Raw genomic sequence first — 17,841 nt, 5'->3', positions numbered from 1 at the left:
GGCATGTTAACTGAGCTGAACGACTTTTCCATTCACGTTGACAGCATTTTCCTAGGAATTAATGGTCAGCTTCCTACAGCTGGCGGTAATTGTTGCCGGGGCTGGTCGCCATCCGGCCGCTCCGTATAATGCCCCGCATTGCCACTTGGTATGGATGAACGGATTGCATATGACTGAACAGCGCCCGATTGCGGTCCTGGGAGGCGGGAGTTTCGGTACCGCCGTGGCTAACCTGCTGGCCGAGAATGGTCACCCGGTGCGCCAGTGGATGCGTGACCCGGAACAGGCCGAGGCCATTCGGGTCAACCGCGAGAACCCGCGTTATCTCAAGGGCATCAAGATCCGCCCGGAAGTGGTTCCGGTGACAGACTTGCAGGCCACCCTGGAGGGCAGCGACCTGTTCTTCGTCGCCTTGCCGTCCAGTGCCTTGCGCTCGGTGCTGGCGCCCCATTCCGAGCGTTTGAGCGGCAAGTTGTTGGTGAGCCTGACCAAGGGCATCGAAGCCCAGACCTTCAAGCTGATGAGCGAGATTCTCGAAGAAATCGCCCCCAAGGCGCGGATCGGTGTGATTTCCGGGCCGAACCTGGCGCGGGAAATCGCCGAGCATGCCTTGACCGCCACCGTGGTCGCCAGCGAGGACGAAGAGTTGTGCGAACGGGTCCAGGCCGCACTCCATGGCCGCACCTTTCGGGTCTACGCCAGCGCCGACCGTTTCGGGGTGGAGCTGGGCGGGGCGCTGAAGAACGTCTATGCCATCATCGCCGGCATGGCGGTGGCGCTGGGCATGGGGGAGAACACCAAGAGCATGCTGATCACTCGCGCGCTGGCGGAAATGACCCGCTTCGCCGTCAGCCAGGGTGCCAATCCGATGACCTTCCTGGGATTGGCCGGGGTGGGGGACCTGATCGTCACCTGTTCCTCGCCCAAGAGCCGCAACTACCAGGTCGGTTTTGCCCTCGGCCAAGGCCTGAGCCTTGACGAGGCTGTGTCGCGCCTGGGTGAGGTGGCCGAAGGGGTCAACACCCTCAAGGTGCTCAAGGCCAAGTCCCAGGAGACGGGGGTGTACATGCCGCTGGTCGCCGGGCTGCACGCGATTCTGTTCGAAGGGCGCACGCTTGAGCAGGTGATCGAGCTGTTGATGCGTGGCGAACCGAAGACCGACGTCGATTTCATTTCCACCAGCGGTTTCAACTGAACCGCTATTGACCGCAAGCAGGAGCGAGCCATGAACGATCCGCAAGGGCAACCCCAATACGAATCCATCCTGCTGCGTGTGCTGTGGATGGTGGTCTATCTGCTGGTCTGGCAGGTGGCGCAATTCATCCTCGGCGCCGTGGTTCTGGTGCAGTTGATTTATCGGCTGATCTACGGCGCGCCCAGCGCCAGCCTGATGAATTTCGGCGACAGCCTGAGCCAGTTCCTGGCGCAGATTGGCCGCTTCGGCACTTTCCACAGCGACCAGAAGCCTTGGCCGTTCGCCGACTGGCCGACCCCACGCTCGCCGGAAGGCGAAGCGCCACACGCCGTGGCACCGGCACCGCATCCCGTCCGGGACGAGGAGCCGAAGCTATGAAACTGTGGGTATTGCGTCACGGTGAGGCTGAGCCCCATGGTGTCCGTCCCGATCCGGAGCGGGTCTTGACGGTGCACGGGCGCGAGGAGGTGTTGCTCAGCGCCGGCCGGTTGATGGGCGAGCCGTTGCGGGCCATCTACGCCAGCCCTTATGTGCGGACCCAGCAGACCGCGCAACTGGTGCGCGAGGCACTGGGGTTCGAACCTGAACTGATCACCGTCGATTGGCTCACGCCGGAGACCCGACCGACGGAGGTGCTAAGGCATCTGGAGGACCAGGACGATGTGCTGCTGGTCAGCCATAACCCATTGGTGGGTAGCCTGCTGGGCTTACTGCAGCACGGCCATCTGCAACAACCCGAGCAAGTGCAAACCGCCGGCCTGGCCGAGCTGGAAGGCGATCTGCCGCTGGCCGGGGCGATGGTGCTCAAGGGTATCCAGCATCCATAGGCAGGTTGGCAGCAGGGTTGAGCAGAGTAAAACCATAAAGGAACGACAACGATGAGTCTGTGGCGCACCACCCCCAACATCGAGCAATTGAACGCCGCCGGTAAAAACACCATCAGCGAAGTGCTGGACATTCGGTTCGAGTCCTTCGACGACGAATCCCTGACCGCCAGCATGGTGGTCGATCAGCGCACCCATCAGCCATTCGGCCTGCTGCATGGCGGTGCTTCCGTGGTGTTGGCCGAAACGGTCGGCTCCATGGCCGCCTACCTCTGTGTGGACACCAGCAAATTCTATTGCGTGGGCCTGGAGATCAACGCCAACCACCTGCGCGGCGTGCGCAACGGCCGAGTGACCGCCACGGCCCGGGTGGTCCACCTGGGGCGCACCACCCAGGTCTGGGACATCCGCCTGGTCAATGACGAAGGCAAAGTCAACTGCGTGTCGCGCCTGACCATGGCGGTGGTGCCGTTAGGTGAGCAGCCGCCGGCGCGTTGAACCCCGAGGTTGATGCGATCCTCTGTGGCGAGGGGATTTATCCCCGCTAGGCTGCGAAGCAGCCCTGAAATCAGCCAACTCGGTGCATCAGACTGATCGAGTAGCCCGGTTTGGGGGCGCTTCGCACCCCAGCGGGGATAAATCCCCTCGCCACAGAGGCCGATGTTCACAGTTTCATAACGCCATAGCCCAAGCCCGACTGTCATCATTCCTGTCAGTTACGGTCATTGCCGCGCCGTCGGGTTCTGCGGACAATCTGCCGCAGTTCCCCCAATGGATCGGCTGTCATGTCGCAACAGATTTTTTTCGCCCATGCCAATGGTTTTCCCTCGGCCACCTACGGCAAGCTGTTCGCCGCATTGGCGCCGCAGTACCAGGTCGCGCATCTGGAACTGCACGGCCATGACCCGCGTTTTCCGGTGGACGATAACTGGCACAACCTGGTGGACGAACTGATCCATCACCTGGAGCAGCAACCGGCGCCGGTATGGGGCGTTGGCCACTCCCTGGGCGGCGTGCTGCACCTGCACGCGGCGTTGCGCTGCCCCCAGTTGTATCGCGGCGTGGTGATGCTCGATTCGCCCGTGCTGACCCGTGCCGACCAGTGGGTGATCCTGGCCGCCAAGCGCCTGGGGTTCATCGATCGCCTGACCCCGGCGGGCCGGACGCTGGGGCGGCGCGAGGAGTTCGCTGACCTGGAGTCCGCCCGGCAGTATTTTGCCGGCAAGACACTGTTTCGCGGCTTTGACCCGGATTGCTTCGATGCCTACCTGCAACACGGCCTGCAACAAGTCGGCGACCGGTTGCGGCTGCGCTTCGACCCGGCCACGGAAATCAGTATCTACCGCGGCGTGCCGCACACCAGCCCAGGACGGCCCCGCAAGCTCAAGGTGCCGCTGGCGGTGGTGCGCGGCCGGCAGAGTCGCGTGGTGATGCGGCATCACACCCGTTCGGTGGGGCGTATGCGCCATGGCGAATCCCTGAGCATGCCCGGCGGCCATATGTTTCCCCTCGAACGTCCACAAGACACGGCCAACCTGCTCAAGAACCTGTTCCAGCGTTGGGAGGGGCGCAGCGCATGAGTATGGTCGAAGAGGTCCGCCTGAGCCTGCCTCACATCGAACTGGCGGCTCATTTGTTCGGCCCGGAAGACGGGCTGCCGGTAATTGCCCTGCACGGTTGGCTGGACAACGCCAACAGTTTCGCCCGCCTGGCGCCCAGGCTCGAGGGGCTGCGGGTGATCGCCCTGGACATGGCCGGTCACGGTCACTCCGGACATCGACCGCCGGGTGCCAGTTATGCCTTGTGGGACTATGTCCATGATGTGCTGCAAGTGGCCGAGCAACTGGGCTTGAAGCGCTTTGCCCTGCTGGGACATTCCATGGGCGCCATTGTCTCGCTGGTGCTGGCCGGTTCCCTGCCGGAACGGGTGACGCACTTGGGCTTGATCGACGGGGTGATTCCTCCTACAGCCAAAGGCGATAATGCTGCCGAACGCATGGGCATGGCCCTGCAGGCCCAGTTGGATTTGCAGCAAAAACGCAAGCCAGTCTACAAAACCCTCGACCGGGCCATCGAAGCGCGTATGAAGGGGTTGGTAGCGGTCAGCCGCGAGGCCGCCGAGTTACTGGCCCAGCGCGGCCTGATGCCGGTGCCCGGGGGCTATACCTGGCGCACCGACAACCGCCTGACCCTGCCATCGCCCCTGCGCCTGACCGAGGAGCAGGCCATGGCGTTCGTTGCGCGGGTCGCTTGTCCGGCACATCTGGTGGTGGCGGCCGATGGCATGCTGGCCCAGCACCCGGAGCTGCTGGAGCGTCTACCCTTCAGTCATGAGCAGTTGCCTGGCGGCCATCATCTGCACCTTAACGATGAGGTCGGTGCCGGGCTTGTAGCAGACTGTTTCAATCGGTTCTTCACTGTTCCTTGACTTGCGCCGGGCAACTGTCGAGGCTGGGCGGGTTGAAAGGGAGACAACCATGACAGACCTCTGTTTGCCAGCCTCGCGGTGCATCGGCGACGCCCGTCGCATCCAAGCGTCCCAGGCCAAGCCGATCCGATGAAATTATCCGTTCACTTACTCGTCCTGCTGGTGCTGGCCTGCTTCAGCCCGGCGTCGTTCGCCGTCGATGTGGCGGGCAGTCGCGACCTGGATCGCGTGCCACGCATGCCCGATGCACAGATCGTCGATTATCGGCAGACCAGCGACCTGGAACGTGTCTACCCCATGGGCTCGATCCGCAAGATCAGCGGCCAGTTGCGCTTTGACGGCCAAGTCGATGCCCGTGGGAATGTCACGTCGGTCACCTATGAGCTGCCGCCGGAACATTCCGCGACCCAGGCCTTTACCGCGGCGCGCGAAGCGTTGCAGAAACAGGGCGCCGAGCTGTTGTTCTGGTGCCAGGCCCGCGATTGCGGCGAAAGCAGCCTGTGGGCCAACGACGTCTTCGGCAACGCCAAGCTCTATGGCGCCGACAACGGCCAGGCCTTCCTGCTGCTGCGCCTGGCGCCGCCCGCGGACAACACGCTGATTGCGCTGTATGCCATCACCCGCGGCAATCGCAAGGCCTACCTGCATGTCGAGCAGTTTGAGGCGAATGCTGCGTTGGGGGACTTGCTGCCGACATCGGCCACCCTGTTGCGCCAGCTCAAGGACACTGGGATCCTGGACTTGCCGCGTCTTGCCGGTGAGCCGGACGACACCTGGTTGCGCCTGCTGTCCCGGGCGCTGAACCTGGACACGGGCCTGCGGGTCAGCATCGCCGGTCCCCGGGCCGAGGACTGGCTTGAGGCGCTGGCGGGCCAGGGCGTCCGGGCGGCGCGCATGGAGGCCGCCAGCAGCGAAGCAGCGGGATTGCACCTGGAGTTGCTGCGCTAAGCTGTCTCGGGGCAGTGGTTTCAAACCCGTGCCCCGGTCCTGTTCATTTTTTCGAGACCCTACATGCTCAATAACGATCGGCTGTTGGTGCAGATCCTGCTCCTGGTGTTGTTCGGCGCAAGCCTCTGGGTCATGGCGCCGTTCTGGTCGGCGCTGTTCTGGGGCGCGGTGCTGGCGTTCGCCAGCTGGCCGTTGATGCGCCTGCTGACCCGCTGGGTCAATGGTCGCGAATCCCTGGCGGCGGCGTTACTGACGGTGGGCTGGATGCTGTTGGTGGCGGTGCCGCTGGTGTGGTTGGGTTTCAACCTGGCCGACCATGTGCGCGATGCCACCGCGTTCATCAGGGATGTCCAGGTCGATGGCTTGCCCGAAGCCCCAGACTGGCTTGCCGCTATCCCCTTGGTGGGCGGGCGGCTGGTGGGCATCTGGAACAGCATCGATCAGCAGGGCGCGGCCATGATGGTGTCCATCAAGCCGTACCTGGGACAGGTCGGCAACTGGCTGTTGGCGCGCAGTGCGCAGATTGGCGGCGGGATACTCGAACTGACCCTGAGTATTGTGTTCGTGTTCTTTTTCTATCGCGACGGCCCGCGCCTGGCGGCGTTCGTCCATGGGTTGCTGGAACGCCTGATCGGCGACCGTGCCGGTTACTACATCGAGCTGGTGGCCGGTACAGTGCAGCGGGTGGTCAACGGCGTGATCGGCACCGCGGCGGCCCAGGCCGTGCTGGCGCTGATCGGCTTCCTGATCGCCGGGGTGCCGGGGGCGCTGGTACTGGGGATCGTCACATTCCTGCTGAGCCTGATCCCCATGGGGCCACCCCTGGTCTGGATCCCCGCCACGGCATGGCTGGTGTGGAAGGGTGAATACGGGATGGCGGTGTTCCTCGGCATCTGGGGCACATTCATCATCAGTGGCGTGGACAACGTGCTCAAACCCTACCTGATCAGCCGTGGCGGAAACCTGCCCCTGGTCATTGTGTTGCTGGGGGTGTTCGGCGGGTTGATCGCCTTCGGTTTCATCGGCCTGTTCATCGGCCCGACCCTGTTGGCGGTGGCCTACAGCCTGTTGACGGACTGGAGCAAGAGCCAGGCGCGATAGCTTGAATGCCAAGCACCTGTGGCGGGGGAGATTGCCGTGGCGAGGGGATTTATCCCCGCTGGGTTGCGAAGCGACCCTAAGATCAGGCAATCCGGTATGTCAGGCTGACCGAGTCGGCTGATTTGAGGTTGTTGCGCAGCCCAGCGGGGATAAATCCCCTCGCCACAAGTGAGTTTCAATCCAGGCTTGCCGGTGAATCAGGTCGCCACGTTCAGGTGTTTCCCTACAGTGGCGACGTTATCCAGCGAGTATTGCCGGCTGAGGTTGGCAATCATTCTGTTCAACGCTTCGCTGCCATTGGCCTGCCCGCTGGTGCTGTCGCTACGGCGGCCGGCCTGCAAGGCGTCGTTGAACTCGTCGCTGTCGACTCCGCCGCTGCTGTCGCTGTCGAGGGCTTCCATCAGCATCGCGCTGGTGTCGGTGCTCGCGGATGTACCGTTGCTGGCCTGCAAGGCGCTGCTCAGTTCGCTGGCGGTGACGGTGGCGTCGCCATCGGCATCGAGCTGGCTGAACAGCTCTTCCCCGGAGTCCTGTTGCGGTGGTGGCGGTGATGCAAGGCTGGCGGCGAGTTCGTCGAGGCTGACAGTGCCGTCTTCATTCTTGTCCAACGCTGAGAACACTTGCTGGCTGTCGGCATCGCTGTCCGTGCTGGCCAGACCGTTGCTCAACTCATCGCTGCTGACCGAGCCATCACCGTCGCTGTCCAGGGCGCTGAGCAGCGCGTCGGCCAGTTCGGTATTCGGCGCCTGGTCCCGCGGCGGTGGAGGTGGCGGCGCCATCGCGGCCATTTCCTCGCTGCTCAGGTCACCGCTGCCATCACTGTCCAGGTCGCCAAAATTGTCGCTCAGGCTGACCAGGATGCCGTCGTCGCTTTTTTGCGACAGGGCGCTGCTCAACTCTTCCTGATTGACCGAGCCGTCGCCGTCACTGTCGAGCTTGCTGAGCAGTTCCTTTTGAAACTGCTGGCTGCGGGCACTGCTGGTTGCGGTACTGCTGGTGCTGGTATAGGTCGAGTAACTGCTGACGCTACCGATCATGGGCGCTCTCCTTGGGCTGGAATAGCCGGTGGGTGCACCGGCTTATGCAGCCTCGGCGGGGCAGTTGTCGTGGGTGTGTGGAGTTTGTACCGGTGGGTGTACAAACTCAGTCCCGGCGCAGTGTCGAGTGTGGGAGCGGGCTTGCTCGCGAATGCGGTATGTCATCCAAGCTTGTATCGACTGAACCACCGCATTCGCGAGCAAGCCCGCTCCCACAGGGGGACATCGGTGGGATTCAGGTGCGAGGCAGGCTGATCACCGCCGTCAACCCACCCCCCGGCGTTTCTTCCAGGCTCAACTGCCCGCCCAGGCGTTCGGTGGCTTCCCGGGCGATGGTCATGCCCAGGCCGACACCGCCGGAGTTGCGATTGCGCGAGCCTTCCAGGCGGAAAAAGGGCTCGAACACCGCCTCGCGTTTGTCCGCCGCAATACCGGGGCCGTGGTCGATGACCCGGATCAATACCTGGTGAGGCTGGTCTTGCAGGGCAATCAAGGCGTGGCCGGCGTAGCGCAGGGCGTTGTCGATGAGGTTGTTGAGGCACGAGCGCAGTGCCATGGGTTGCACCTGCAAGGGGGCGCAGGCGCCGCTGACCTGCACATCGGCGCCCTGGTCCTGGGCGTTTTCGCTCAATGATTCCACCAGGGCCTGCACGTCCATCCATTGCAGCGCTTCACTGGTGCGCTGTTCGTGCAAGTAGGTCAGGGTGGCATCGAGCATGCCGATCATGTCGTCCAGGTCCTGGCGCATCTGGCCTTGCAGCTTGATGTCATCGATCTGCTCCAGGCGCAGCTTGAGCCGCGAGAGCGGCGTGCGCAGGTCATGGGACACCGCGCCGAGCATGCGCGAGCGCTGCTGCACCTGCTCGCGGATCCGCTGCTGCATCAGGTTGAACGTATGGGCTGCCTGCCGTGCCTCACGGGGGCCGTTTTCGTCCAGCGGCGGGCTGTCGAGGTTTTCGCTCAGGCGCTCGGCGGCGTCGCTCAGGCGTTGGATCGGTCGGGTCAGCAGCTTGGCGCCGTACCAGGCCGCGATGATCAGGAACACGAATTGAAAGGTCAGTGGTACCACCGGGCCGCCGAACCAGGGACGCGGACGGCGGTTGGGGGGCGGGCCGAAGCGCGGGGGGGCTTCGCCTTGTTGGCTCATTCCTGGCGGTGGCCCGGGGGGCGGTTGGTCGTAATGGAAAAACCAGGCAAAGGCCAACAGATGCGCCAGGACAATCGCCAGTAGCAGCACGCCGAACAGGCGGCCAAACAGAGAGTCCAGGCGCAGTCGCATCAACCGATGTCCCGGGCGTCGAACAAATAGCCCTCACCGCGGACGGTCTTGATCAGTTGGGGGGCCTTGGGATCGTCGCCCAGCTTCTGGCGCAGGCGCGATACCAGCAAGTCGATGCTGCGGTCGAACGCTTCGATGGAGCGGCCGCGAGCCGCGTCCAGCAGTTGTTCGCGGCTGAGCACCCGGCGCGGTCGTTCGATGAAGACCCACAACAGGCGAAACTCGGCATTGGACAGGGGCACCACCAGCCCGTCAACCGAGATCAGTTGGCGCAGCACGCTGTTGAGCCGCCAGTTGTCAAAACGGATATTGGCCCGTTGCTCGGTACGGTCGTCACGTACCCGGCGCAGGATTGTCTGGATGCGCGCCACCAGTTCCCTGGGTTCGAACGGCTTGGCCATGTAGTCATCCGCGCCCAGTTCCAGGCCGATGATGCGGTCGGTGGGCTCGCAGCGGGCAGTGAGCATCAGGATCGGGATGTCCGATTCGGCGCGCAACCAGCGACACAACTGCAAACCGTCTTCACCCGGCAGCATCAGATCGAGCACGACCACGTCGAAGTGCTCGGCCTGCATCGCCTGGCGCATGGCTGCGCCATCGGTCACGCCGCTGGCCCGTATGCTGAAACGGGCCAGGTAATCGATCAGCAGCTCGCGGATCGGCACGTCGTCGTCGACGATCAGCGCTCGGGTACTCCAGCGTTTGTCGTCATCGGACACTTTTTGATCGTCAGAATTTGCAACAGGGGTGTTCTGCATGGATGCATCATCTGCCAGGTAGGCTGCCAACCGCAAAGAAGGCGGCGAGGTTGAGGCTTCAGCATAGGCGTCGTGCCGCGAGGCGTGAAGCGCTGAAAGAGCGGGGTGCGGCGGCGGACGGTAGCGTGTCGACGTGTTGTACGCATGTCATGAATGTATCGGCTTCGACACAAAGGCCGCTATCGTCCATGCTCCTGGGGGGCGATGAGATTTACCGATCATCGGGTCCCGCACGGGCGTTCGTTCCGCTACAATGCGCGCCGATTTCGACTTGCCTGAGAGCCCGCTCATGTCCGCCTGCCAGACGCCCATTATCGTCGCCCTGGATTTCCCCACCCGTGACGCCGCCCTGAAGCTGGCCGACCAGTTGGACCCCACGCTTTGCCGGGTCAAAGTCGGCAAGGAACTGTTCACCAGTTGCGCTTCGGAAATTGTCGGGACCCTGCGTGACAAGGGTTTCGAAGTGTTCCTGGACCTGAAGTTCCACGACATTCCCAACACCACCGCCATGGCAGTCAAGGCGGCTGCGGAGATGGGCGTATGGATGGTCAACGTGCATTGCTCCGGTGGCCTGCGCATGATGGCGGCCTGCCGTGAAGTGCTGGATCAGCGCAGCGGCCCGAAACCGTTGCTGATCGGCGTGACCGTGCTGACCAGCATGGAGCGCGAGGACCTGGCCGGGATCGGCCTGGACATCGAGCCTCAGGAGCAGGTGCTGCGGTTGGCGGCGCTGGCGCAGAAGGCCGGCCTGGACGGTCTGGTCTGTTCGGCCCTGGAAGCTGGTGCCCTGAAAGCGGCCCACCCGTCGCTGCAACTGGTGACCCCGGGGATTCGTCCGGCGGGCAGCGCCCAGGACGACCAGCGTCGCATCCTGACTCCGCGTCAGGCGCTGGACGCCGGTTCCGACTACCTGGTGATCGGTCGCCCGATCAGCCAGGCCGCCGATCCGGCCCAGGCGCTGGCGGCGGTCGTGGCCGAACTGGCCTGATTCAACGCCGAAGTTTGCCCTTGTGGGAGCGGGCTTGCTCGCGAACGCGAAGTGTCAGGCGCCATTTATGCCAGCTGACACACCGCCTTCGCGAGCAAGCCCGCTCCCACAGTTGTTTTGTGTCAGACCTTGAGTACGAGTTTCCCGAAGTTCTCCCCGCTGAACAATTTGGTCAGCGTCTCGGGGAAGGTCTCCAGCCCTTCCACAATGTCTTCCTTGCTCTTGAGCTGCCCTTTGGCCATCCAGCCGGCCATTTCCTGCCCGGCGGCGGCGAACTGCGAGGCGTAGTCCATCACCACGAAACCTTCCATGCGGGCCCGGTTGACCAGCAGTGACAGGTAGTTGGCGGGTCCCTTCACCGCTTCCTTGTTGTACTGGCTAATGGCACCGCAAATCACTACGCGGGCCTTGAGGTTCAGGCGGCTGAGCACGGCATCCAGGATGTCGCCCCCGACGTTGTCGAAATACACATCCACGCCTTTGGGGCATTCGCGCTTGAGGCCGGCGTGGACGTCTTCGTTCTTGTAGTCGATGACACCGTCGAAGCCCAATTCATCGACCAGGAATTTGCATTTGTCGGCACCGCCAGCGATGCCCACCACACGACAGCCTTTGATCTTGGCAATCTGCCCGGCGATGCTCCCCACCGCACCGGCGGCGCCCGACAGCACCACGGTCTCGCCGGCCTTGGGCGCGCCAACGTCCAACAGGGCGAAGTAAGCGGTCATGCCGGTCATGCCCAGGGCGGACAAATAACGTGGCAGCGGTGCCAGTTTCGGATCGACTTTGTAGAAACCCCTTGGCTCGCCGAGGAAATAATCCTGCACGCCCAGGGCACCGTTGACGTAGTCCCCGACCGCGAACCCCGGATTGTTCGAGGCAATCACTTGGCCGACACCCAGCGCCCGCATCACTTCACCGATGCCCACCGGTGGGATGTAGGACTTGCCCTCGTTCATCCAGCCGCGCATGGCCGGGTCCAGGGACAGGTATTCGTTCTTCACCAGGATCTGGCCGGCTGCCGGCTCGCCCACCGGTACTTGCTGATAGGTGAAAGTCTCGCGGGTCGCGGCGCCTACCGGGCGTTTGGCGAGCAGGAACTGGCGATTGGTCTGGGCAGTCATGGTTGGCACTCAAGATGAATGAAGACTTGTTGATAGCCCTTCGAAGCCTTTGCCGCAAGATTCGCCGCCTCAGCGAATGCTCGTCGATCCAACCCAGTGATAGTGCCTTGGGGCCCCTTATCACTGGCGCCCATGAATGCCCAACCGGCATCTGGATAGTGCTGCCGTGCCTCGTCAGGCTGTGGCTACACTGGCGCGACCCCGCATTCTTCGAGGAACAGACAATGAGCATGACGTTTTCCGGACAGGTCGCTGTGGTAACCGGCGGTGCCGCAGGCATTGGCTGTGCCACGGCCCAGGCGTTCGCGGCAGAGGGCCTGAAAGTGGTCGTGGCCGACCTGGACGCGGCGGGCGGCGAGCGTACGGTACAGTCGATTCGTGATGCGGGCGGCGAAGCGCTGTTCGTGCGCTGCAACGTGACGCTGGAAAGCGATGTGCAGCACCTGATGGACGAGGTGATCAAGGCCTACGGGCGCCTTGACTATGCCTTCAACAACGCCGGGATCGAGATCGAGAAGGGCAAGTTGGCCGACGGTACCCTCGACGAGTTCGACGCGATCATGGGCGTCAATGTGAAGGGCGTCTGGTTGTGCATGAAGTACCAGCTGCCCTTGCTGCTGGCCCAGGGCGGCGGTGCCATCGTCAACACGGCCTCGGTGGCCGGCCTGGGCGCTGCGCCGAAGATGAGCATCTATGCCGCTTCCAAGCACGCTGTGATTGGCCTGACCAAATCGGCTGCCATCGAATACGCCAAGAAGAAGATCCGCGTGAATGCGGTCTGTCCGGCGGTGATCGACACCGACATGTTCCGTCGTGCCTACGAGGCGGATCCGAAAAAGGGCGAGTTCGCCAATGCCATGCACCCGGTGGGGCGTATCGGCAAGGTCGAGGAAATCGCCAGCGCCGTGCTCTATTTGTGCAGCGATGGCGCGGCGTTCACCACCGGCCATTCCCTGGCGGTGGACGGCGGCGTCACGGCGTTCTGAGGACGTTTCCCTGAGCTTGTAGGAAGAAGCCCGCACTGGTTGCGGGCTTTTTCTTTGGGCCGGGGAAACATCCCCGGAGCGGCCTATCAATGTGTTTCAAAGGGTGAGAATCGGCGCTTTTGGCGACGTTGTCGTACATCGTTCGGGGGTGGCCTGTGCTTAACTGTTTCCGGAAATAAAACAAACGCTTAGGAGCTTGGTTACTCATGGAGTTGAGAATCGACCGGCAGGCCTTGGTGCCTGTCGTGCAGCAAATCGTCGACGCGCTGACCGGCTGGATCCGACAGGATGCGGTGCAACCGGGGACTCGCCTGCCGTCCGTGCGCCAACTGGCGCGGCAGAACCTGCTCAGCCAGTCCAGCGTCAATGAAGCGTGTGAACGCCTGGTTGCCCAAGGCCTGCTGGCGTCCCGGCATGGCTCCAGCTTTTTTGTCGCGCCATCCCCCGCATCCGGGCAGGCGGGCATCGACCCGGAGCGGCGGCAGGATATGCCGGCCGAGGGCATTGATTCGCCGCCCTGGGCGTTGAAGCTGGGGTGTGGCGGGTTGCCCGAGAGCTGGCGTGAAAGCGATGACCTGGGTTATGCGATCCGGCAGGTCACCCGCACCGATATGGCGGGGTTGTTCAACTACAGCACGTCGCTGGGGCTGCCCGCCCTGCGTGAGCAGTTGTCCAGGCGCCTGAAGCAATTCAATATCGAGGCCGATAAAGACCTGATCCTGACCACCACCGGAGCGACCCACGGGCTGGACCTGATCGTGCGGACACTGCTGCAGCCAGGCGCCTGCGTGGTGGTGGAGAGCCCTGGCTATTCAAGCCTGTTCGACCTGCTCAGGTTGCACAAGATCGACATGATCGAACTGCCCAGGACCCCACGCGGCCCGGACGTCGATGTGTTGCAAGACTTGTTGGCGACACACCGGCCCAGCGCGCTGTTCGTCAACAGTGCCTGTCACAACCCGACCGGCAGCAACCTGGCACCGGCCGTGGCCCAACGGTTGTTGCAACTGACGAAGCAACACGCCGTGCTGGTGATCGAAGACGATGCCTATGGCGACTTCCAGAACTCGGCGCGGACCCGGTTGGCAGCGCTGGATGCCGACGTGGTCTACGTGGGCAGTTTCTCGAAGACCCTGAGCAGTTCGTTGCGCGTTGGTTTCGTGGTAGCCGGGCCGTCCATCATCGCGCGCCTGAGCGAGGTCAAGGGCATTACCAGCATGGGTGGGTCGCGGTTCTGTGAGTCGGTGCTTGCCAATCTCCTGGCCAATGGGGCCTATCGCAAACTGGTCCAGCGCCAGCGCCAGCGCTTGGGCGTCGATACGGCGGCGCTGTTGCAGGTGTTGGAGGATGCCGACTGGGAGGTCTTTGGCAAACCCGCCGGCGGGCTTTTCATTTGGGCAAGACCGCCCATCAGTGACTACGCTGGATTACAGCGCCTGGCCAAGCGGTTCGGCGTGTTGTTGTCTTCGCCCACGGCCTTCAGCCCTTCGGGCACCGACAGCGACTGGCTACGGATCAACGTGGCCTATGCCCGTGATCCCCGGGCACTGGGTTTTTTCCGGGCTGTGGCTCTGGATCGACCTCAAGTGTCCTGAAAACGACGCGGCTGTAGCTTTTTGCCATTATTCCGACGCCAGCATCTTGTGTTGCAGGGCGTCTCGTTGCGAATCTGCAATCAACACACACTGGCAGAGGACTGAGCGCAATGATTTCGGCCGTGCAAGGACGTTTTGCCAACCTGGGTATGGCAAAAAAACTGGGTATCGGATTTGTCCTGGTGCTGCTGTTGACCGCAGTGGTCGCGGCCATCGGCGTCTGGTCTCTGCAGACCATCAGCTATCGCTTCGATGGCCTGAAGCAGATGTCGTCCCTCAACAGCGGGTTGCTCAAGGTCCGGCTGCTGGAGCAGGAATACGCCTCCCGTTCCGATCCCAAGACGGCCGATGCCCTGCGCCAGGGTGTCGACGGGCTGCTGGCCCTGGCGAACGAACTCAAGGCGCAGTCGCCGGCCAACGTGCCGGTGATGAACGACGTCGAGCAAGCGCTGGGGGCCTATCGCAAGGCATTCGACGAGTTCGTCGGGCTGAGCCAGAGCAAGGACCTGGCGCTGGAAATGGCCAGTTGGTCGGTGTCCAGCGTGGCCAACAACCTCGATGTATTGCAGACCGGGCTGGCGGATGACGGTACCTATACCTTGAAAGATTCCGAAGGCAAGGAAGGGGCCGAATTCATCGAGCAGGCCAACCAGATCAGCGAAGTGTCGCGGTTGATGTTGCAGGCCATGAATGAAGCGCGGGTTCGTTTGGATCAGAGCCGCAAAGGCAACGTCGAGGGCGCCGGGGAAGGCAGCATCGAACAGGCCGAGCAGGCCATGAAACAGGCCGAAGCGCTCAAGACCACGGTCAAGGACCCGGGGTACCAGACCGTGCTTAACGAAGTGGCCGGGCATATCGCTGGGTTCAATGAGCAACTGGCCGAGTACACCGGCCTGTTGGCGAAGGAAAAAATCGTCTACCAGCAACTGCACGAGCGTGCCGATCAAGTGGTGGCGCGGGTCGACCAGGCCTTCAGTGCCGAAGACCATGCCATGCAGACCGAACTGAAGAAGAACTCGCTGCTGATCATCGGTTCGTCGGCCTTGGCGTTGCTGGTGGGATTGATCGCGGCGTGGGTCATCACCCGGCTGATCGTGACGCCGCTGCGCAGCGTCATTCGCGTTGCCCAGCGGATCGCGGCGGGTGACTTGAGCGCCACGGTGGAAGTGACGCGCCGGGACGAGATTGGCCAGTTGATGCAGGCGATGCAACAGATGGGCGCAGGGCTGAGCAGTATCGTCAGCGGCTTGCAGGCCGGGATCGAGCAGTTGGCCAATTCGGCTCAATCGCTGTCGGCTGTGACCGAGCAGACCAACCTGGAAGTCAGCAGCCAGAAAGAGGAAACCGAGCAGGTCGCCACGGCCATGAACCAGATGACGGCCACCGTACACGATGTGGCGCGCAATGCCGAAGAAGCGGCACAAGCGGCCCAGACTGCCGACGACAAGGTCGAAAGCGGCCAGCAGGTGGTGCGCCAGAGTATGGTGCGCATCGAGCAACTGGCCGATTCGGCCACCTCGGCCAGTTCCAGCATCGAAAGTCTCAGCGCCGAGATCCAGAACATCGGCACGGTGCTGAGTGTGATCAAGAGTGTGGCCGAGCAAACCAACCTGCTGGCCCTCAATGCCGCTATCGAGGCGGCCCGTGCCGGGGAGCAGGGCAGGGGCTTTGCGGTCGTGGCCGATGAGGTGCGGGCCCTGGCCAGGCGCACGCAACAGTCCACCGAGGAAATCGAGCGACTGGTGAGCGCCTTGCGTTCAGCGGCCCAGGCTTCCGTGCAGCAGATCCAGAGCAGTGGCGAGTTGGTGAAGATGGCGGTCAGCGACGCACTTCAGACCGAGAGCGCGTTAGGCAGCATTGCGGCGGCGGTGTCGTTGATCCAGCAGATGAACCAACAGATCGCCGCGGCAGCCGAGCAGCAGAGCTCGGTGGCCGAAGAGATCAACCGCAGTGTCACCAGCATTCGCGCCAGCGCTGATCAATCGTCCCTGGCGATGCGCGGCAATGCCGCTTCCAGCATCGAGCTGGCGCAGCTGGGGATTGAGTTGAAAGGGATGGTGGGGCATTTCAAGTTGTGACGCAGGGGGTATCCGTTGGGTGCCGCGCCCTATGGGGCTTGTATGAGCTTGTGAGCTGTAGGAACTGTAGGAGCTGTCGAGTGCAACGAGGCTGCGATCTTTCCCCTAACACTTGAGTCTCAAGCGAAAGATCAAAAGATCAAAAGATCGCAGCCTCGTTGCACTCGACAGCTCCTACAAGCTCGTACGCTCGCCACGATGAGGCTGCGTTGCCTCAGTCGTAGACCTTCTTCTTCTTCCACTCGTCGTTTATTTCGTCGTCCTTCAAGCCTTCGGTCAACTGGTTGACCTCGCCCTCGACCGGCTGAGTGCTGGCCAGGACCTGGGCATTGGCGCGGGCCAGGAGTTTCTCCAGGTAGGCCAGTTGTTCGGCGTAGACCTGTGGTTCCTGTTGCTTGCGCAGGTACTGCACGCCGCGCTCGAAGGCCAGGCGAGCCTGCCCGGGCTGTTCTTGCTGCAAAGCCTGCTGGCCGAGGTTGTTGAAGAACTCGATGTGCAGCAGCACCAGGATGTGCCGCACCTCACGGATCCAGCGCTTGGCTTCGTTGGGCGGCAGGAAACCGTCCTGGGCGGCGCGGGTGATCTGGCCATGCAAGGCCTCGAGCAGAAAGCGAACGTCCTTGGCCTTGGCTTCGGTCTGGATCGGTGCCGGTGGATTGCTCACCGGGATCGATTCCCCCTGGGCCGCCAGTGCGCTCAGTTCATCCAGGCGTGCCTTGACCGCGGAATTGGTTTTTTCCAGGTTCAGCAGGCGCTGGCAGACATTCATCTCGAGGCGCGTCATCAACAACTTCAGGGCAGGGGTCATCAACTGCCCGGGGAAGGTTTCGGTGAGCTCGCCACAGCGACGCATGCGGTCGTTGAGTTCTACCTTGGTGCGGGCCTTTTCCAGCTTGTTGTTTTCCACCACGTGGTTCATGTAGCCAATGGCGATCAACAGGGCGATCCCGGCTACGACGAGCAGGGTGATCATGAGTGGTGTCACCGGTAAGACCTCTTTATTAGGGTACGCATGTCATGAGTGTAGTGGCTTGGCTTTTAAGCGCATAGGCCCGAGCGACGTGATTAGACGGGCGTCGTGCTGTTTATAGGATGTATGATCGGGTAAGAGCACATTGCCATCATTTGTCGGGCGCGACTATAGCGTCTCGGCGGGCGACAGAATATAGGCGTCAGAGACCGGACGAGCAAAATGTGCGGATCGTCCCCAAACCGGGCGAAGTCATTGATTTAAATAAATTTATATCTGGGGGTTGACGACCCTTCAATCCATCCATAGAATGCGCGCCACTTACAGCGTAAAGCACTCAGCCAAACGCTCTAAGTAGTGAATGTTGTACGTGTGTCCCCTTCGTCTAGTGGCCTAGGACACCGCCCTTTCACGGCGGTAACAGGGGTTCGAGTCCCCTAGGGGACGCCATTTGCGGGAATAGCTCAGTTGGTAGAGCACGACCTTGCCAAGGTCGGGGTCGCGAGTTCGAGTCTCGTTTCCCGCTCCAA

The 17,841-nt window shown here is 62.6% G+C and carries 17 protein-coding genes, 2 tRNA genes and 1 pseudogene; 15 read left to right on the top strand and 5 right to left on the bottom strand.

Annotation, left to right across the window (positions count from 1 at the left end):
• Positions 1-169: 169 nt before the first annotated feature.
• From BLP82_RS17950 to BLP82_RS17915, 8 genes are all read left to right on the top strand, one after another.
• Complete coding sequence (locus tag BLP82_RS17950; RefSeq protein ID WP_092170878.1) at positions 170-1,195, top strand: NAD(P)H-dependent glycerol-3-phosphate dehydrogenase; 1,026 nt, start codon at positions 170-172, stop codon at positions 1,193-1,195.
• Positions 1,196-1,225: 30 nt separating this feature from the next.
• Entirely contained in the window at positions 1,226-1,573 is a 348-nt protein-coding gene (locus BLP82_RS17945) for a DUF4389 domain-containing protein (RefSeq protein WP_092170874.1), read from the top strand.
• Positions 1,570-2,022 (top strand): SixA phosphatase family protein, encoded by a 453-nt coding sequence (locus BLP82_RS17940; RefSeq protein ID WP_092170871.1) that lies wholly within the window; start codon positions 1,570-1,572, stop codon positions 2,020-2,022. The genes BLP82_RS17945 and BLP82_RS17940 overlap by 4 nt, the downstream gene beginning before the upstream one ends.
• A gap of 51 nt (positions 2,023-2,073) precedes the next feature.
• Positions 2,074-2,517 carry a hotdog fold thioesterase gene (locus BLP82_RS17935; RefSeq protein WP_092170868.1) on the top strand — a complete coding sequence of 148 codons (444 nt, stop codon included), beginning with the start codon at positions 2,074-2,076 and terminating at the stop codon, positions 2,515-2,517.
• 287 nt (positions 2,518-2,804) lie between these two features.
• Positions 2,805-3,599, top strand: coding sequence for an alpha/beta fold hydrolase (locus BLP82_RS17930; RefSeq protein ID WP_092170865.1), 795 nt, complete (start codon positions 2,805-2,807; stop codon positions 3,597-3,599).
• The gene (locus BLP82_RS17925; RefSeq protein ID WP_092170861.1) at positions 3,596-4,447 is read left to right on the top strand and encodes an alpha/beta hydrolase; all 852 of its coding nucleotides are present in this window, start codon (positions 3,596-3,598) and stop codon (positions 4,445-4,447) included. Before BLP82_RS17930 ends, BLP82_RS17925 begins: the two co-directional genes overlap by 4 nt.
• Before the next feature lie 129 nt (positions 4,448-4,576).
• Positions 4,577-5,395, top strand: coding sequence for a DUF4892 domain-containing protein (locus BLP82_RS17920; protein ID WP_092170858.1), 819 nt, complete (start codon positions 4,577-4,579; stop codon positions 5,393-5,395).
• A gap of 63 nt (positions 5,396-5,458) precedes the next feature.
• On the top strand, positions 5,459-6,496 hold the full coding sequence (locus BLP82_RS17915) for an AI-2E family transporter (RefSeq protein ID WP_060741180.1): 1,038 nt from the start codon (positions 5,459-5,461) through the stop codon (positions 6,494-6,496).
• A 197-nt stretch (positions 6,497-6,693) separates the two neighbouring features.
• Here BLP82_RS17915 and xopAW read toward each other — a convergent pair whose 3' ends face one another.
• The 3 genes from xopAW to BLP82_RS17900 all read right to left on the bottom strand — a co-directional run bounded on the left by xopAW (position 6,694) and on the right by BLP82_RS17900 (position 9,570).
• Positions 6,694-7,533: a XopAW family type III secretion system calcium-binding effector gene (gene xopAW / locus BLP82_RS17910; RefSeq protein WP_092170855.1), complete on the bottom strand. Its 840-nt coding sequence runs from the start codon at positions 7,531-7,533 to the stop codon at positions 6,694-6,696.
• A gap of 235 nt (positions 7,534-7,768) precedes the next feature.
• A complete protein-coding gene (locus BLP82_RS17905; RefSeq protein WP_092170851.1) occupies positions 7,769-8,812 on the bottom strand; it encodes a sensor histidine kinase in 1,044 nt (347 codons plus the stop codon).
• The gene (locus tag BLP82_RS17900; protein WP_060741183.1) at positions 8,812-9,570 is read right to left on the bottom strand and encodes a response regulator; all 759 of its coding nucleotides are present in this window, start codon (positions 9,568-9,570) and stop codon (positions 8,812-8,814) included. Before BLP82_RS17900 ends, BLP82_RS17905 begins: the two co-directional genes overlap by 1 nt.
• Positions 9,571-9,859: 289 nt before the next feature.
• Here BLP82_RS17900 and pyrF point away from each other — a divergent pair, with 289 nt between their 5' ends.
• A complete protein-coding gene (gene pyrF / locus BLP82_RS17895) occupies positions 9,860-10,558 on the top strand; it encodes an orotidine-5'-phosphate decarboxylase (RefSeq protein WP_060741184.1) in 699 nt (232 codons plus the stop codon).
• A gap of 122 nt (positions 10,559-10,680) precedes the next feature.
• Here the strand turns inward: pyrF and BLP82_RS17890 are convergent, their stop codons facing one another.
• A complete protein-coding gene (locus BLP82_RS17890) occupies positions 10,681-11,682 on the bottom strand; it encodes an NADP-dependent oxidoreductase (protein ID WP_092170848.1) in 1,002 nt (333 codons plus the stop codon).
• A 224-nt stretch (positions 11,683-11,906) separates the two neighbouring features.
• Here BLP82_RS17890 and BLP82_RS17885 point away from each other — a divergent pair, with 224 nt between their 5' ends.
• The 4 genes and pseudogenes from BLP82_RS17885 (at position 11,907) to BLP82_RS32065 (ending at position 16,341) form a co-directional block, all read left to right on the top strand.
• Entirely contained in the window at positions 11,907-12,668 is a 762-nt protein-coding gene (locus BLP82_RS17885; protein ID WP_092170845.1) for an SDR family oxidoreductase, read from the top strand.
• A gap of 206 nt (positions 12,669-12,874) precedes the next feature.
• Positions 12,875-14,263, top strand: coding sequence for an aminotransferase-like domain-containing protein (locus BLP82_RS17880; protein ID WP_092170842.1), 1,389 nt, complete (start codon positions 12,875-12,877; stop codon positions 14,261-14,263).
• Positions 14,264-14,373: 110 nt separating this feature from the next.
• Positions 14,374-15,432, top strand: a pseudogene (locus BLP82_RS32070) (HAMP domain-containing protein); the annotation flags it as partial.
• Between the two features lie 27 nt (positions 15,433-15,459).
• Positions 15,460-16,341, top strand: coding sequence for a methyl-accepting chemotaxis protein (locus BLP82_RS32065; RefSeq protein WP_370873828.1), 882 nt, complete (start codon positions 15,460-15,462; stop codon positions 16,339-16,341).
• Between the two features lie 214 nt (positions 16,342-16,555).
• Here the strand turns inward: BLP82_RS32065 and BLP82_RS17870 are convergent, their stop codons facing one another.
• Complete coding sequence (locus tag BLP82_RS17870; protein ID WP_072406400.1) at positions 16,556-17,314, bottom strand: hypothetical protein; 759 nt, start codon at positions 17,312-17,314, stop codon at positions 16,556-16,558.
• 371 nt (positions 17,315-17,685) lie between these two features.
• Here BLP82_RS17870 and BLP82_RS17865 point away from each other — a divergent pair.
• Positions 17,686-17,761 (top strand) — tRNA-Glu (locus tag BLP82_RS17865).
• A 3-nt stretch (positions 17,762-17,764) separates the two neighbouring features.
• Positions 17,765-17,840 (top strand) — tRNA-Gly (locus BLP82_RS17860).
• The last annotated feature ends 1 nt before the right edge of the window (position 17,841 follow it).

Source organism: Pseudomonas sp. NFACC37-1, assembly GCF_900101575.1.
Lineage (GTDB): Bacteria > Pseudomonadota > Gammaproteobacteria > Pseudomonadales > Pseudomonadaceae > Aquipseudomonas > Aquipseudomonas fluorescens_AA.
This window is presented reverse-complemented; position numbering and strand designations above follow the sequence as displayed.

What these genes read in the sequence shown, in the direction of transcription:
- xopAW (WP_092170855.1), bottom strand. Translation starts at nt 7,533, where the DNA reads ATGATCGGTAGCGTCAGCAGTTACTCGACCTATACCAGCACCAGCAGT.
- BLP82_RS17920 (WP_092170858.1), top strand. Translation starts at nt 4,577, where the DNA reads ATGAAATTATCCGTTCACTTACTCGTCCTGCTGGTGCTGGCCTGCTTC.
- BLP82_RS17905 (WP_092170851.1), bottom strand. Translation starts at nt 8,812, where the DNA reads ATGCGACTGCGCCTGGACTCTCTGTTTGGCCGCCTGTTCGGCGTGCTG.
- BLP82_RS17945 (WP_092170874.1), top strand. Translation starts at nt 1,226, where the DNA reads ATGAACGATCCGCAAGGGCAACCCCAATACGAATCCATCCTGCTGCGT.
- BLP82_RS17940 (WP_092170871.1), top strand. Translation starts at nt 1,570, where the DNA reads ATGAAACTGTGGGTATTGCGTCACGGTGAGGCTGAGCCCCATGGTGTC.
- BLP82_RS17915 (WP_060741180.1), top strand. Translation starts at nt 5,459, where the DNA reads ATGCTCAATAACGATCGGCTGTTGGTGCAGATCCTGCTCCTGGTGTTG.
- BLP82_RS17925 (WP_092170861.1), top strand. Translation starts at nt 3,596, where the DNA reads ATGAGTATGGTCGAAGAGGTCCGCCTGAGCCTGCCTCACATCGAACTG.
- BLP82_RS17935 (WP_092170868.1), top strand. Translation starts at nt 2,074, where the DNA reads ATGAGTCTGTGGCGCACCACCCCCAACATCGAGCAATTGAACGCCGCC.
- BLP82_RS17900 (WP_060741183.1), bottom strand. Translation starts at nt 9,570, where the DNA reads ATGCAGAACACCCCTGTTGCAAATTCTGACGATCAAAAAGTGTCCGAT.
- BLP82_RS17890 (WP_092170848.1), bottom strand. Translation starts at nt 11,682, where the DNA reads ATGACTGCCCAGACCAATCGCCAGTTCCTGCTCGCCAAACGCCCGGTA.
- BLP82_RS17870 (WP_072406400.1), bottom strand. Translation starts at nt 17,314, where the DNA reads ATGATCACCCTGCTCGTCGTAGCCGGGATCGCCCTGTTGATCGCCATT.
- pyrF (WP_060741184.1), top strand. Translation starts at nt 9,860, where the DNA reads ATGTCCGCCTGCCAGACGCCCATTATCGTCGCCCTGGATTTCCCCACC.
- BLP82_RS17885 (WP_092170845.1), top strand. Translation starts at nt 11,907, where the DNA reads ATGAGCATGACGTTTTCCGGACAGGTCGCTGTGGTAACCGGCGGTGCC.
- BLP82_RS32065 (WP_370873828.1), top strand. Translation starts at nt 15,460, where the DNA reads ATGCAGGCGATGCAACAGATGGGCGCAGGGCTGAGCAGTATCGTCAGC.
- BLP82_RS17880 (WP_092170842.1), top strand. Translation starts at nt 12,875, where the DNA reads ATGGAGTTGAGAATCGACCGGCAGGCCTTGGTGCCTGTCGTGCAGCAA.
- BLP82_RS17950 (WP_092170878.1), top strand. Translation starts at nt 170, where the DNA reads ATGACTGAACAGCGCCCGATTGCGGTCCTGGGAGGCGGGAGTTTCGGT.
- BLP82_RS17930 (WP_092170865.1), top strand. Translation starts at nt 2,805, where the DNA reads ATGTCGCAACAGATTTTTTTCGCCCATGCCAATGGTTTTCCCTCGGCC.